A 15,106-nucleotide genomic window follows, 5' to 3' on the forward strand; every position below is an offset into this window, starting at 1 on the left:
CGCTTTACCTTAATAGCGTTACGGTGCCTTTTTTCTTAAATGTTGTTCCGTCATTTAAAACAGCTTCCAGGTAGTACACATAAACGCCTGTTGGCTGCGGCGTGCCCTTAAACGTGCCATCCCATCCGGCAGATTTATTATTGGCCCTGAACTGTAGCTGTCCCCACTGATCATACACTGTGAAAGTGGCTGATTGTATGGCGTTACCATAGATCTGGAACAAGTCGTTATTACCGTCGCCGTTTGGCGTAAAGGCATTTGGTACGTATATACCGTTACCAAAAGGATTGGTTGCAGTACCTGTTACCGCTAGCGAGTTTGCACCCAGTTGGCATGGCAGATTGCCAATGGCCCTCACCACAATAGTTACACTTTGGTTTGGCTGCAAGCCTGCAACAAGCGTAGTTAAGGCATTGGCACCGGCGCTTGGAGCGGCAAAGCTTACACCGTTATCAAAGCTCACTTCATAGCCTGTTGCGCCGGTCACGGCTGTCCAGGTAAAGCTTACGCTATTGATGGACGTATTACCCACACTCACTATAGGGGCAGGCAGCGGGCCAAGTATAGTTACGGTTGCTGCGGTGCGTGTTGCAGATGTACATCCGGTTACGGTGTTAAATGCTTCTGCGTAATAAGTAGTGGTTACATTCAGTACAGGAGTAGTAAAGCTGCTGCCTGTAAATAATGGCGTGCCACCGGTTGCATTGCTATACCACCTGATAACCACGTTACCGCCAACGGCTGTTGCGTTTATAGTTGTGGATGATGCAGGGCAGATAGACAAGCCGGTTGCGGCAATTACAGGAGCTGTTGGCGGAGCACCTACCGTAACAGTAACTGCTGTGCGCGATGCCGATGGACAGCCATCCTCATTTAATGCCTCTACGTAATAAGTAGTAGTTGCATTAAGTACCGGTGTAGTAAAGGTTGTACCGGTAAAGGTTGGTGTACCGCCTGTAGCAACAGTATACCATCTGTATGTAAAGCCGGTTTGTGGCGCCTCAATAACCAGGTTTGCTTGCGAGCCTACGCAGCTAACGGTCGAGTTACCGTTTACCACTGCTGGTGGTGCAGGTGCCGGGCGAACGGTTACCTGCGCCATTGCAGTGTTATTGCTGCTGCAACCGCTGCTATTGAAAGCTGCCACGTAGTAATTAGTAGTGCTTGTTACCGGGCCGGTTACATAAGTAGTGCCTGTAAATAATAGCGTAGTCATGGCCGGCGAATTGTACCAGCGATAGGTTACACCTGCAACAGGAGCGTTGATGCTTAACGTAGCAGGGCTACCATTACATACGCTCACGTTAGCGTTAGCCAATACCGGATCTGCCGGTGGTTGGTTTACGGTAACCTGAATACTTGTACGTGCAGATGAGTTACAATTACCCGCTGCAGATGCCTCAACATAATAAGTTGTAGTGCTGATCATTTCAGATGTAGTGAACTCGGCTCCAACAAACAGCAGGTTGCCGTTTACCGGTGCGTCGTACCAGCGGTAAACCAGGTTGGCATCAGGGTTGGCAATTGTGATAGTTGCCTGGTCGCCGGCGCAAACGCTCAGGCTACCGCCTATAGCAACATCAATTTGCGGTGGTGCAGGTACAGGTTGTACAGTAATATCTGTACGGGTACGGGTTGCACTTACGCAGCCATTGCTGCTTGCTTCAACGTAGTATGATACGTTTGCGGATAGGTTTGTAATAGTATAAGTGCTGCCTGTAAACACTGATGTGCCACCTGTTGCAGCAGTGTACCAGTTATAGGTTACACCTGCAACCGGGTTGGCTACGTTTATAGTAGCCGTACCGCCTGCGCAAACCTGTGTGTTGGTTGCGCTTAGTGTAGGCGCGTTTATCGATGAATTTACTGTAACGCTTACTACAGTGCGGCCACCGTTGTTTGTGCAACCGCTTGCACCACTTGCCTCAACATAGTAATTTGTATTGGCTGTTATTGCAGGTGTGGTAAAGTTGGCGCCTGTAAATACAGCAGTACCACCCGTTGCGGCTGTGTACCACCTGTAGGTTACGCCCGCTTCAGGGTTTTGCACCTGTACTACTGCAGGGCTGTTTGCACATACCTGCACGTTGGCAAGCACAACAGTTGGCTGCGCCGGGCGTGGGTTAACAGTTACGGTAGCTTGTGTACGTGCGGGGCTGCTGCATGTACCGTTGGTTATCTCGGCAAAATAAGTTGCGTTTGATGTTGGGGTTACCGTAAAGCTTGCGCCGGTAAACAGTAACGTACCGTTAGTTGCCGCGTTATACCAGCGTACCGTTGCGCCGTTGGCGTTGGTTACTGTAAAGGTAACAGCTTCGCCTGCGCAAATTTGTGCGGTTGTTTGGTTAAGTGTTGGGTTAACCGGGCTTGGTGTTACGTTTGCCGTTGCCGCCACCCTGTTAGGGTTTGCGCAATTGTTGCCAGTACGCACACTTTCAACATAGTAGGTTGTAGTGGTTAGTAAAGCAGACGATGTAAATGTTGCGCCTGTGAATACGGGAGCGCCACCTGTAGCCGATGTGTACCAGCGGTAAGTAACACCTGCTTTAGGGTTTCTTACTGCAAATGTTGCTGTACCACCTGCACAAATGTTTATGGTATTTGCTGCAAGTGTTGGTGCATCAACCTGTTTGCTGGCGAAGTAAACGTTTACTGTGGTTAGTAACGATGCTGCAATGCTGTTTACCCTTAGCTCTACCCTATCAAAATTAGCACCAGGCGCAAATTTTATAATGGCTGTTCCGCCCGCAAGGAACTGTACCCTTATCAGGCTGTTGCTCAGGTTGACACGGTCGCCGTTATAAGTTGCGCCATTGTATGATGCAATCTGCAACTGATCTAGCACACCAGCCGACAATAAGCCCGTTGGTATACCGATCTTGATCTTAACGGTATCGCCTGCCAGGCCGCCATCGCTGAATATCAGCGTCTGGGTTGCATTTGCACCCAACACGCTCACAGGCACATTTATCTGGCTTGCGGTTGTGGTATCAGCATCTATGGCATTGGTTGCATTTGTAATGGTACAGCCAACACATAGGCCATTTGCTGCATTAGTTTGTGTAGATGCGAAATCACAATCGGTAGAGAATATCGGCACTACCGTTACGGTAACCGATGTGCGGGTTGGACTGGTACAGCCCGATGCCGTAAGCACGCTCTCAACAAAGTAAGTTCTGCTTGATGTTAAAGCCGGTGTTGTGAACGAGCTACCGGTAAATATCGGCGTACCACCCTGTGCTGATGTGTACCAATTAAAGGTAACACCGCTGGTTGTTGATGTAGCAGTTAATGTTGCGGTTTGGCCCGATGATATTGTGCCGCCGCTTGGTACGGTGGTAACAACCGGTGCTGCAGGGGCGGGGTTAACCGTTACCGGAACCGATGCTCTTGTTGCGCTGGTGCAGGTGCCGTTTGCTGCCTCAACATAATAAGTGGTATTTGATGTAAGGTTAGGCGTAGTAAACTGTGCACCGGTAAATATTGGCGTACCACCTGTAGCAGCAGTGTACCAATTAAATGTAACGCCCGATTGTGTTGATGATGCCGTTAGTACCGCAACAGAACCCGCACATGTTTGCGCCGGATTTGGTGATACAGTAGGTACAAGCGGCGCAGTTGTAACATTTGCGGTTACTTGTGTACGGGTTGAGCTGCCGCAGGCACCTGCGCCGGTTGCTTCTACATAATAGCTTGTATTTGCAGTTAGCGCAGGTGTAGTGAAGGTTGCGCCGGTAAATAATGGTGTGCCACCGGTTGGGGTAGCGTACCAGTTGAAAGATATACCATTGACAGCTTGCGCAGTAAATACTGCAGGCTGGCCGGCACAAACTATAGTGGTTGGTGTGGTAACCACAGGCGGCTGTGGTACCGGGGTAACGTTTACAGTTACCGGCGTACGAACACCCTGGGCACAACCATCAGCAGTGCGGCTGGCTTCGGCATAGTAAGTAGTGTTTGCTGTTAGCACCGGGGTGTTAAAGCTTGCGCCTGTAAATACCGGCGTACCACCAGTTGCAGATGTATACCACTTAACGGTAACATGTGCCGGTACGGTTGCAGTTAACGTTGCTTGTGTGCCTGCGCATGCAACAACAGTTGCAGGGCTTATAACCGGTGCGGCAACGCTTTGTGTAGCATCATAAATATTAAGTGCAGTTAGTACACCCGCAGCGCCCGAGTTAAGCCTGATCTCAACCCTGTCGAAGTCGGCAGTGGCGCGGAAGGCTACACGGAACCGACTGGTTCCATTTAGCAGAGATATGGTAATGGCTGCACCATCTAAATTAAATCTGTCATTATTATAAGTAGCACCGTTGTAAGTAGCCAGGCTAATTTGTGATAGCACACTTGCGCTTACCAGATTAGCCGGTGTGCCAAGCTCAACAATGATGCTGTCGCCTATGCGGCCAATATTTGCAAACCTTAATGTTTGCTGCGAATACCCGCCAACCAAACCTACAGGTGTGGCAAGTTGCGAGAAGGTATTCCTATCATTATCTATTGCGCCTGTTGCATTATTGATACCGCACAGCAAGCAAAGCAAGCCGCTGGTGGTATTGGTTTGAGCAATGGCCCCACCACAAGGTACAGGATTAACCGGGCTTGAGTTTACAGTAATAGCGCCCGGGGCCCTTGTTGCAGATACAGCGCCTGTTGCCGGAATAGATGCTTCGGCGTAATAAGTTATATTGGTAAATACAGACGGCGTGGTAAATACCGGGCCTGTAAATATGCTTGTACCACCAGTTGCAGTGGAGTACCAGTTAAACACAGCACCCGGGGTTGTTGACGAGGCTGTAAGTGTTGCCGATGCACCAGGATTAACCGCCTGCGTTGCAGGTGTAACGGTTACATTAGGTATAACAATCGGAGTAACTGTTACAGTAGCAGGTGTACGGTCCGGAGATACACAGTCACCAATAGCCGATTCTGCATAATAAGTTGTATTAGCAGTTAAGGCTGGAGTTGTAAATGTTGTACCAGTAAATACAGGGGTACCGCCGGTTGGTGTGGTATACCACCTTACGGTAACGTTGTTAGCAACCTGCGCGGTGAACGAAGTTGTTTGACCTGCAAATATGTTTGCGGTTGACGGCACCACCACTGGCTTGGCAGGCGGATCATTAACCAGCACCTGGATAGGGTAACGTGTTGATGCCACGCAACCACCTGTGCGGGTATACTCTACATAATAAGTTGTATTAGCAGTTAAAGCCGGCGTAGTATAGGTTGAACCTGTAAATACCGGTGTGCCACCTGTTGGTGCAGTGTACCACGCAAAAGTTCCGTTTGCAGTGCCTGTAACAGAAAGCGTTGCAGGGCTGCCTTTACAAATCTCGGGATTAGCGTTATTAAATACCGGTGCCGGGAACTGCTGTACTGCATAAAAAACATTCAATGAAGTAAGCAGGCTTGCTGCTCCGGAATTTAATCTAACAACCACCCTATCGTAATTGCCTGTAGCCGGCACCAATACTGCGTAGCGGTTTCCGCCGCCAAGCAATCTTACTTTGAGCAAGGCATTATCAAGCGGGTAACGGCCTACCAGGGTGGTGCCATTATATAAGGCTATGGAAATTCGGCCAAGCAAGTTTACGTCAGTTAATGCAACAGGTGTTTGCAAAACTACTTTCACCGAGTCGCCGGTAAAGCCGGGCTGCTGATAGCGCATTTCCTGTTCAGCGTAGCCACCCAGTAAACCTGCAACAACGGTTATGGTTGATGCAGTAGTTGTATCAGCGTCTACCGCAAGGGCGTTATTGGTTATAAAGCATCCAACACATACGCCATTAACATTAGGCGTTTGCTGGTTAGCAAAAGTACATGGCGAGTTGTTGTTAATATTTACATTGATGGTAATTGAAGTACGGTTGGCTGATGCGCAACCCGCACCGTTTACTGCTTCAACATAATAAGTGGTGTTAGTTACCAAAGTCGGTGTTGTAAAGCTATTGCCTGTAAAAACCGGAGTAGCTGCCGCCAATGATGTGTACCAGTTATAAGTTACCCCGGTTTGCGGGTTGGTTACGTTAATAGTAGCGGTTTGCCCTGCTGCAATGGTTGTATTATTTGCTGCAAGTGTTGGGTTAGCCGGTTTTGGCTGCACCGTTACCGTACCCTGTACACGTGTTGTGCTTATACAGCCTGTTGCGTTTACGGCTTCGGCGTAGTAAGTGACGTTGGCTGTTAATGCTGGTGTAGTAAAATTTACACCTGTAAACACCGGCGTACCACCGGTAGCGGTAGTATACCAGTTATAAATTGTGCCGGCAATTGGCGACGCTATCGAAAGTACGGCCACATCACCTGCGCATATATTTGCGTTGGTTGCTGTTAAGGCTGGCACTGCCGGTACTGCGCCCAACGTAGCGGTTACCTGCGTGCGCGTTGCACTTATACATGTACTTCCGGCTACAGCTTCGGCGTAATAATTTGTAGTTTGGTTTATGGCAGGTGTTGTAAAGGTATTGCCGGTAAATAAAGGTGTACCGCCTGTTGCTGCGGCATACCAGTTAATGGTAACGCCCGTTACCGCCTGCGCAGTAAAAGATGCTGTTGAACCCGGGCATACCGTAACGTTATTACTAGTAATAACGGGGGCTGCAGGTATTTGATTAACGTTTACCGCAATTGCTGCTCTTTCTGATTCATCCGTACAACCCGCCTTTTGCGCCGATACATAATATATAGTAGTGGCAGTTAAAGCAGGCGTTGTAAAATTAGCACCCGTAAATACTGGTGTGCCGCCTGTTGATGCGGTGTACCACTTGTACGTAGTGCCGGGAGCATCGGCTATAGTAAAGGTCGCGGTTCCGCCTGCACAAATCGATGTGCTTGTAGTAGCTACATTATTTACCCTTACAATAGGTTTAGGTATAAGCCGCTCGGCCTCAAATAAATTGATAGATGACAGGATACTGGCTATGCCCCCCCCGAGACGCAGCTGTACCCTGTCAAATATTTTAGTTGGTGCATAAGTTACCGTAACCCTGCGCCTGTTATTTACAAGATCAAGCAATCGCAAGCGCAGCAAAGCGCCGTTAAATGATTGCGAATCATCGTTACTTGTATTGCCGTTATAAGTAGAAAGGGATATGTTTGCCAATACGCCGGCATCTATGAGCGCCTGCGGTATCGATAGTGTTAACCTGACCGAGTCGCCAACTGTAGACAGCGACCTGAAGATGATGGTTTGTTGTGCGTATGCACCCACCGCAGCAATGCTTGCATTTAAGGTAGATGCTGTTGTAAAATCTCCATCGATAGCATTTTGAGGATTGGCCACGCCACCCACATCAACACCAAGATTAAGCAGCCCGGCGCTGATACCGTGCAATTCATCAAACGGCAGGTTACAAGCAAGCGGATCCGGGCCATAGTAAAACGCATCATATAAGTATATGCTGCTTAAGGCACCCAATAGGCCGCCGTTAAGTGTCACGCGCACGCGGTCATAAGTACCTGATGGTGTTATGGTAAGCTCTGCCTGGTCATTATTACTTACCGCCGTAAGAAGTGTATTGGCTGCAATAGCGCCGCCGACAGGGGTGCTCCCATTGTACGGGCGAATGGTGATGCGGCCAAGCACAGTAAGGTCGAGCAAATTATCAGCCGTTCCTATTTTAATAGTTACGGGCGTATTTGCGGCTACCTTACCAGTTGCAGGAAAAATAAGTTCCTGATAGGTAGATGAAGCTACGCCAACAGCCACATTAATAACCGATCGTGTTTGTAAGTTGCCGTCGGCAGCGTTTTGCGGGTTATTAACTACGCAGTTTACGCACAACAAGCCGGAGTTGCCACTCTGTTGTGACGTTGCAAAAATACGTTGGGCTAATAGCTTACCTGCCGGGAATGTCAGCAGTACAAACAGAATTATTAATCTGCGGTAAAAGGTAAAGGTTTCCATGCATATGTATTTGTTAGGTAGGTAATAGTGTTACCCCTAAAATTACATAGGCATGGCAAAGATGCATGGAAGCACTTTGTTCAGTTAATCAAAAGTTAACTCATTTCATTCACAGAAAATTTCTGCGTTCATTTCATTCACTACAATTTTTGGGAATAAATACAAAGGGCTTTTAGTTAAGCAATTAGGCACTTATGCTTTAAAAACGGCCAAAAATGGCATTTATTACACATTTGATTTATATAGGATAATTATTTTTACTCAAATATTTAACTTAAACCACACATCATGAGTACTCCAAACTATCCAACTTCCGGACCGGAAGGAACTATCCCTGTGAACGAAGCCATTGACTGGGCACAAAACTGGCGCACTTACATCACTACGTCTGGCCAGGTTTTCAATGTCGAGTCGTTCGAGATCCCAATTATTGATTTTAAAAACATCTTATTACACAATCCCGATGCTGAAAGCGTGCGCGCTTATATTGGCCTTGAGGATGCTACCGATCCAACTACTGCCAAGTTGATGCTCGTGCCCGTGGTTGACGGCCACGATGTGGTAGTTATACCAACCACCGGAAACGGCGGCGATGGTGATGGCGATCAAAGTAACGTTTATGATGTAACAAAACCTTGTCCGCCAACTTGTGCCCCACCAACAAGCCCAATTCGCGGTTTCTAAAAAAACTTCAGTAATGTTTACAAGCTTGTTATCTTTAAAGCTTGTAAACATTTATCCCCCGATGTTTGAAAAATTTTTCGTATTATATATATCTGTAATCGTTCCGGCTACAGCCCTTATCCCATTAGTTGCCGGTTTATTACACTTCGGCAAACTGTCAAAGCCATCAAAAATTATCTGGAACTTCGTTCTATTTTCGGCAGTACTGAATTTAACAAACATACTTTTACAGTATGTAATGCATAACACGCAGTTTATGCTGCATGGGTACACTGCGGTTGAGTTTGCTATGCTTTCCGCATACTTTGCTTGCTTCTTTACACCCAAACAGCAAAAAGCGGTTGCTGTAATTGCAGTTTTGTTTTTTATAGGTTGCGTAATTAATGCCATGTACCTGCAAGATATAGGCGCATTTAACACTTACACCCGCACGCTTGAGTCGCTAATATTGATAGGCTACATTATTTACTTCCAATATTTACAAGGAAACAAACTCGACACAGGTAAATGGGGCGACGACAGCAACAACTGGCTAAGTGTGGGTATATTGATTTACTATGCCAGCAGTTCATTAATGTTTGCATTTACAAATTATCTTGTTGCTATATCCATTCGTGTTTTCGAAATGGTTTGGACAGCGCACTGTACAATTCTCGCCATCGAGTATATATTGTTCACTATTGGCTTTAGGAAAGACATTAAACAACGTATAATAAAATCAGCACTTTCACAGCAAGTGTAAAGCGCTATTTAAATTGCACTTATCCTAAAATGTTCGATCAATTTTTTCTATTTTATGTAACATACCTCATTCCATCAACAGCGTTGATACCCTTGTATATTGGCTTTAAGGGTTACAGCAGGTTATCCAAGCCATCCATTATTATATTTTGGTTTGTATTTGTATCAGCTGTACTAAACGTATGTAATATGATCTTAATGGAGTTTCTGCCTAACACGCAATTTATGCTACACGGCGGCGCAATAATTGAATTTGCTATGTTGTCGGCTTTTTTCGCCTGCTTCTTTTCAAAAAAATATCAGGTAGTAATTGCGGTAGTTGCTGTATTGTATGGAATAAGTTGTGTTGTAAACGGCTTTTATATACAAGGCCTCGAAGCATTTAACACATACACGCGAACGCTGGAGTCATTAATAATTATAATATATTTTATCTGCTTCCAAAACAAGCAAAGTGCTAAAATCACTAATAAGTGGGCAGACGATAGTAATAATTGGCTAAGCGTAGGCATCCTGTTATATTACGCAAGTAGTACCTTAATGTTTGCCTTTGCCAATTATTTGTTGAAGATTCCATTGTTTATTTACAAGCTTATTTGGATGGTTCACTGTGCCTTCCTGGCAATAGAGTACATACTGTTTGCAGTAGGATATACCAAAGAACTTAAGGCCAGCAATAAACCGACGGAGTTGCCTTGAGTATAGTATCAATTTAATAAAAAGTAGCTTTAGTGAATAAATTTGCCGCTTTTTTGGCATTGTTGCCTATATTTAGGTATTGATTAATTATTGATGTCTCAATTTTATACATCCGTTATTATCCCCATTACTTCTCTGTTTCCGCTTTTAATTGCACTGTTGCGGTTTAGAGATATTGTTAAGCCGGCTAAAATATTGTTCTGGTTTATACTCATAACTGCTGTTATCGGACAGGTCGTAATTTATGCGCCGTACTACTCCACAAATACCCTTTATTTATACTATGGACATGAGGTTGTAGCGTTTGCTATCGCTTTGGTATGCCAGCAGTGCTATTATGTTTGCTTTTTTAATTCATCCAATATCAATGGCACTCCAAATTTTTATGGACATACGAGGCGTCTATTGTGCTACTTTAAGCAAATGGATACATATTTTTTTCAATAGGATACCATAAATAACATGCAGCCAACGCAAGACAACATCGTAATATTAGTAGTGCTGGGGATGGCTACCACCTTTTTGCTGGTAACATCGTTCATATTATTTTCTATTCGAAATCAAAATAAGCTTTTAAAGCAACGACAGGATTTTCAGGAAGCACAGATCAAGCATCAAAAAGAATTGCTGCACGCTGTTATCGAGTCGCAGGAGGCCGAACGGAAGCGCATCGGGCAGGATCTTCATGATGATGTAGGCACAACCATATCGGGTTTGCGCCTTTTGATCGAGATGTTTAAACCTGCAGATGAAAATGATTCGGCTTACAACGAATTTAAAAGATCAACCAAAACCATAATTGATAAGATAGTGAAGGATGTGCGCAACATTTCTCATAACTTATCCCCTACTACCCTACGGTACTACGGCTTGGCTGCTGCAATTACAGAACATTGTACCATCATCAATCAATCGGGCAAGTTAGAGATCGTGATAGAAAATGAAGCCGAAGAAGCACTGGCAAAATTAGACATGCCTGCTGCAACAGCCATATACCGCGTGCTGGAAGAGCTCATCAACAATACAATTAAACACTCGGGTGCAAGCAAGGCACAAATAGATATTAAAACATTTGCTAATAACCTAGCCATTAAATACATGGACAATGGTAAAGGGCTTACAACTGTCCCGGCCGGTGCCAAAAAAGGTATGGGCATGCAAAATATCGAAAGCCGCCTGCTCAATATAAATGCCAAATTTGATATTGCCGCTTATGACAGCAAGGGTTTCGCAATCGACATTAATTACCCTCTTGTGTAGTAACCACAATGGCTGAACAGGATATTATACGCATAGCGGTTATTGATGATCAGAATCTTTTCAGGCAGAGCCTTTCCCTGCTGATAGGTAGCGTTAGCCGGTTTGAGCTGGCTACAGACAGCCCGGGCGGCGAACATTTTTTAGAGCAACTAAAAGCAAACCCTCAAAATATCGATATTGCCATAGTTGATATGGATATGCCGGGCATGAGCGGGATGGAGTTGAACAGGAGGATCCAGCAGCAGTACCCTTATATTAAAGTAATAATACTAACGGTGCATATGAACGAGCACCTTATTGCCCAGGCTATAAACGCGGGCGCATCATCATACCTTGCCAAAAACTGCGACAAGGACGAACTTATACTTGCAGTTGACACGGTTTATAAAACGGGTTTCTACTTTAACAACGAAGCCATGACCGCTATTAAGCATAGCGCCAACCATAAAAAACAACAAGCCAAAGACATATTAAGCAACTTGCCCGGCCTAACGCTATCTAAACGCGAGCGGCAGGTACTGCACCTTATTTGCCGGGAATTTAACAATACCGAAATAGCCCAGGAACTTTTTTTAAGCACAAGGACTGTAGAGGGACACCGCATCAATTTACTTAATAAAGTAAATTGCCGTAATACGGCCGGCTTGGTATTGTTTGCCATAAAAGCTGGCTTATTTGAGATACCTCTTTAATTTTATTATTGTAACAATTGCGCATACCAGGTATAACTACCTGATTTTAAAAATGCGCACTTACACGCGGTGCTAAAAAGTAGCATTGCTGGTTAATTGTTATAATTTTACTATGCAGAACTGAATATTAAAAACCAATTAGAATATTTAAATATATTTTAGAACGACAATATATAAACTACATATTAAGGACAACTTAAATTTTATATTTACGTAAAAGCTGTACTGTTAAACACCTTATCACTTATGGAACTGATATTTATAAGTAATCAGATAAAGTACGATATCTTGCAGATTTGCGGCATGCCGGCCAAATACTCCTACAACCTACTCGGTAACATTTCCTTAAGTTCAATTGGTTACAGAGACGATGCCGAATTGTGCCGCCGTTTGGAAAGTAAATTACAGTTAATTGCTGAGGAGTATAAAACAGGGTGTAACATTCCATTGGGCTCTGTGTCTGGGGGGCTGACAGTTAGCCAATGCATAAGGCTGGTTGTAGTATGATTAGTGGGTGAATTTAGATTAGATGAAGAGTGGATTATGACGATTTTTTTGCCACAATATTTTGAACTTTTAAAAACGAAGGTGCTTACCATAGCAGGGTTAACAAGCGTTACCCCTTCTGATTGTAAAACCATATCTGTACTTGTATTTAACAAAACTAAGCAAAGCTTGAGCGAAACCACTTTAAAACGTGTATTTGGTTTCGCCCACAGCAAATTTAACCCTTCGCTTTTTACGATTGACGTAATGGCCAAGTTTTGCGGCTACGCCGGATGGGACGACTTCTGTGAAAACCAGGGTGCCGCCACTGCCTCAAAGGCCGATTCTAAAACAAGTGGCAATAATTGGAGCACACTCAAGCTCAATGCCGACAAAATTACGAGCTTCACTTTACAGGCGCTAAAAAATAAATCCGGAATACCTTATAACCTTACCATAAAGCGTGAGTTTGCAAATCACCACTTAGATAGCTTTTTGAGCGGAGGATACACCGCTACTGCGCTTTGCGCACCGGCCGGTTACGGCAAAACACTTGCCCTTTGCCACTGGATTGAAGAGCGCATGCGCGGCAACGCCAAAAATCAGAACAACGACATTATCCTGTTTTTCAGCAGCAGTGCGCTCATGAACGTATTTTTAAGCGGGCGCAACATAAGCGATTGGATATTGGGCCTGCTTGGCTATAGTGCGGACGATGATATCGCATCTTTATTTGATATCACGCAGCGCAAATCGGGCAACTTTTTCCTGGTGCTTGACGGCCTTGACGAGTTTGCTTACAAGCCCGACCAATTTCAGTTGCTGCTTAACCAAATCACTGATATCTTTTCGCTTTACCGCAATACACCATGGTTCAAGCTTGTGCTTACCATGCGGTCGGTAACCTGGATCAACAACATGTACGAGTTTAAGTACGAGGAGGAGAAATGGTTTAAGGGCTTTATTCAGGATACAGAAAACCCGGCTATAAACGTTCCGTTATTTAGTGTTGGTGAAATAAAAGAGCTTTGCTACAACATCAACCCCAATATCCAAAACTTCCTGGCTATAGAGCTGAGCAATAATTTCAACCATCCGCTATATTTTCAATTTTACTATAAAGAGCACAAGAATAATTTTTCGCTTAATAATATCGATCATGTTTGCATTTATGAGCTCATATCAACCTTTATATTAAATAAGGTTTACCTGGGCCATTACTCTACAGATAAGCTGATATTGCTTAAAATGCTTACAGATTTAATGGATATGCAAAAAGGAATTTACGATGTGCCTAAAATTAAATTTAACGCGGCCATAAAGCAGTATCCTAATGCCTACCAGGAACTGCTTAGTGTAGGCTTTATCCGCGAATTTAATTACAGTACCGATTTAAATTATAACACGGTAATCAAATTTGGCAACTCTAATTTTCTGCAATACATCCTTACAAAAGCCCTGCTAACAGAAAATGACTTCGTATTTGATGCAAAGCTGATAGCCAACATAAACAATACGGTTAAAGACGACAATAAAACTTTTATTATAAAATGGAGCGTGCTCTATGCCTTTAAAACAGGCCAGCAAAGCAACTTTAAATACTTGATCAACGCAAACTTAACACCGGCCGAAAAGTCGGACCTGGTGATGTTTATGGGTGATCTGCTCGAAAAGTCCCGCATGCAGTCTACCGGGGTAGAATCAATAGCACAATACTTTAAACACAGCAGTAACGACGACCTTTTTAATTACTTTGTTGGCATTGAGCTGATAGGCCCGGATTATAAGAAGGTTATAGAAACCCTATTGCGTTTTGACCTGCCCGATCATAAAAAAATTATATTGCATGTACTGCTTGCCTGCGCATCGTTTACGCAATTAGACATGGCTTCGGTGAACCAATGTATAAATGCGCTCAAAGCGATGCCAGCTAAGGGCTTTGTAAAATTTGCATTAAACCCCATTAATTGTATCGAGACACTTGCTGATTTCTTAAAGACGGGTGTCGTTAAAAAAGATTTTTTCGTAGAGATAACCAAGTTTTATTTCAAACCTTCGTTATATGTAACAGGATCTGATAACCCAAGGGCAAACGAGGTACTTTATCTTTTGGCAGCTTCTTCAATATTGATATGCCAGAAGCCGCTTAAAATATTACGATTTTTAAGATCACTTGAAAAGGTATACCAAGCTCCGGATGAGCAAAGCACGCCGTACAGCTTTGTAATTAAAGTTTTAAAACACGGCACCTACTATCTGCTCAATGATGGGCTTAACCTTTACAGGATGTATAAAAAAATATTGTCGCTGCACGAACGACAGGAAGCACAGTTTACCCCCTATATGAAAGGCTTGCTATTGAGTGTAAAGGTCAAAATGGCTTTGTTTGAATCTGACTTTGATAAAGTGCCATCATTGTATCGCAAAATGATAGAAATAAATCAAACGGCATTGGATAAGCTTACGCTGCTATTTACAGGAATGAGTATTATCTATACCAGTGGATTAAATGAATCAAACCCCGCTTTTTATAAACAAGTAGTTTACGACAATAATAAATCCCTTCGTGAGGCAGGTATAAGGCTGGATTTATCTGCAAGCCCTGATGTAGTCATAGGGGCCTAAAGGAACT

The 15,106-nt window shown here is 44.3% G+C and carries 8 protein-coding genes; 7 read left to right on the forward strand and 1 reads right to left on the reverse strand.

Going from position 1 to position 15,106, the window contains the following annotated elements:
* Nucleotides 1–4: 4 nt before the first annotated feature.
* Nucleotides 5–7,912, reverse strand: coding sequence for a gliding motility-associated C-terminal domain-containing protein (locus FPZ43_RS17350; protein WP_146383204.1), 7,908 nt, complete (start codon nt 7,910–7,912; stop codon nt 5–7).
* A 288-nt stretch (nt 7,913–8,200) separates the two neighbouring features.
* Here FPZ43_RS17350 and FPZ43_RS17355 point away from each other — a divergent pair, with 288 nt between their 5' ends.
* The 7 genes from FPZ43_RS17355 (at nt 8,201) to FPZ43_RS17385 (ending at nt 15,099) form a co-directional block, all read left to right on the forward strand.
* A complete protein-coding gene (locus FPZ43_RS17355) occupies nt 8,201–8,596 on the forward strand; it encodes a hypothetical protein (protein ID WP_146383205.1) in 396 nt (131 codons plus the stop codon).
* A 61-nt stretch (nt 8,597–8,657) separates the two neighbouring features.
* Nucleotides 8,658–9,338: a hypothetical protein gene (locus FPZ43_RS17360; protein ID WP_146383206.1), complete on the forward strand. Its 681-nt coding sequence runs from the start codon at nt 8,658–8,660 to the stop codon at nt 9,336–9,338.
* Nucleotides 9,339–9,367: 29 nt separating this feature from the next.
* On the forward strand, nt 9,368–10,036 hold the full coding sequence (locus FPZ43_RS17365) for a hypothetical protein (RefSeq protein ID WP_146383207.1): 669 nt from the start codon (nt 9,368–9,370) through the stop codon (nt 10,034–10,036).
* A gap of 462 nt (nt 10,037–10,498) precedes the next feature.
* The gene (locus FPZ43_RS17370; RefSeq protein ID WP_146383208.1) at nt 10,499–11,296 is read left to right on the forward strand and encodes a sensor histidine kinase; all 798 of its coding nucleotides are present in this window, start codon (nt 10,499–10,501) and stop codon (nt 11,294–11,296) included.
* A gap of 8 nt (nt 11,297–11,304) precedes the next feature.
* A complete protein-coding gene (locus FPZ43_RS17375) occupies nt 11,305–11,988 on the forward strand; it encodes a response regulator transcription factor (protein ID WP_146383209.1) in 684 nt (227 codons plus the stop codon).
* Between the two features lie 246 nt (nt 11,989–12,234).
* The gene (locus FPZ43_RS17380; RefSeq protein WP_146383210.1) at nt 12,235–12,495 is read left to right on the forward strand and encodes a hypothetical protein; all 261 of its coding nucleotides are present in this window, start codon (nt 12,235–12,237) and stop codon (nt 12,493–12,495) included.
* 36 nt (nt 12,496–12,531) lie between these two features.
* Nucleotides 12,532–15,099, forward strand: coding sequence for an NACHT domain-containing protein (locus FPZ43_RS17385; RefSeq protein ID WP_146383211.1), 2,568 nt, complete (start codon nt 12,532–12,534; stop codon nt 15,097–15,099).
* The last annotated feature ends 7 nt before the right edge of the window (nt 15,100–15,106 follow it).

The organism is Mucilaginibacter pallidiroseus (assembly GCF_007846085.1).
Classification (GTDB): Bacteria; Bacteroidota; Bacteroidia; order Sphingobacteriales; family Sphingobacteriaceae; genus Mucilaginibacter; species Mucilaginibacter pallidiroseus.

What these genes read in the sequence shown, in the direction of transcription:
- FPZ43_RS17355 (WP_146383205.1), top strand. Translation starts at nt 8,201, where the DNA reads ATGAGTACTCCAAACTATCCAACTTCCGGACCGGAAGGAACTATCCCT.
- FPZ43_RS17380 (WP_146383210.1), top strand. Translation starts at nt 12,235, where the DNA reads ATGGAACTGATATTTATAAGTAATCAGATAAAGTACGATATCTTGCAG.
- FPZ43_RS17350 (WP_146383204.1), bottom strand. Translation starts at nt 7,912, where the DNA reads ATGGAAACCTTTACCTTTTACCGCAGATTAATAATTCTGTTTGTACTG.
- FPZ43_RS17370 (WP_146383208.1), top strand. Translation starts at nt 10,499, where the DNA reads ATGCAGCCAACGCAAGACAACATCGTAATATTAGTAGTGCTGGGGATG.
- FPZ43_RS17365 (WP_146383207.1), top strand. Translation starts at nt 9,368, where the DNA reads ATGTTCGATCAATTTTTTCTATTTTATGTAACATACCTCATTCCATCA.
- FPZ43_RS17360 (WP_146383206.1), top strand. Translation starts at nt 8,658, where the DNA reads ATGTTTGAAAAATTTTTCGTATTATATATATCTGTAATCGTTCCGGCT.
- FPZ43_RS17385 (WP_146383211.1), top strand. Translation starts at nt 12,532, where the DNA reads ATGACGATTTTTTTGCCACAATATTTTGAACTTTTAAAAACGAAGGTG.
- FPZ43_RS17375 (WP_146383209.1), top strand. Translation starts at nt 11,305, where the DNA reads ATGGCTGAACAGGATATTATACGCATAGCGGTTATTGATGATCAGAAT.